Origin of the sequence: Dysgonomonas sp. 521 (assembly GCF_010501055.1) — a bacterium.
Taxonomy (GTDB): Bacteria; Bacteroidota; Bacteroidia; order Bacteroidales; family Dysgonomonadaceae; genus Dysgonomonas.
On sequence record NZ_QVMO01000087.1, the window covers coordinates 20,347 to 21,061 of the forward strand.

The window sequence follows — 715 nt, forward strand, 5'->3', positions numbered from 1 at the left end:
GGAATAGGATTAAGTCAAAACTCCAAATACACTTATTACAATAAGTTCAAGGCTTGTATAAATGCAGCTTTTGATGAAGGATACTTTTCTTCTAACCCACTAAGAGGAATCAAAGGTTTTGAAATGGGAGAAAGCCAAAGGGAATACTTGACTTTTAACGAATTACAATCGCTGTATAGAGCAGAATGTAAATATCCAATGCTAAAAACGGCTTTCCTATTTTCCTGCCTAACAGGGTTACGTTGGAGTGATGTCAATAAGCTAATCTGGGGCGAAATCCGAGAAGAAACGGATAATGAAGGTAAACCCTATTGCAAAATCATATTTCGGCAGGAGAAAACGGCCGATCTCCTTTCACACCGCTAGACACATAACTTTTTCTTTCCATCTAAAAACTAACAACTTACAAAAATACATCCACCCACAGGTAACGATTTAGAAATGAGCGAACCACTTTCTTTCACCACTTCTTGCACAAATTACAAAGAACGACTTTCGATAACAAAGCCAGTGAAAAATATTACATATTAACTCCAGCTATACATCGATTATATCAATAAGTAGAATCTTCCTTCCATTTTCTTAAAAAACCTCAAAAAATCTATTGAATCCTACCTTTCCTGCATATTCCGGCGATACCCACCCAGTGATTCCGGTGATACCCACCCACTCACTGTGCAAATTAGTCTGACAAAATTACCGTTTTTTTCTTAAG

General features: G+C 36.9%; 1 protein-coding gene. It reads left to right on the forward strand.

Going from position 1 to position 715, the window contains the following annotated elements; all coding sequences use genetic code 11:
• The coding region (locus D0T84_RS18440) for a phage integrase SAM-like domain-containing protein (protein WP_163309328.1) at window positions 1-366 on the forward strand (366 nt) is incomplete at its 5' end.
• Window positions 367-715 lie beyond the last annotated feature (349 nt).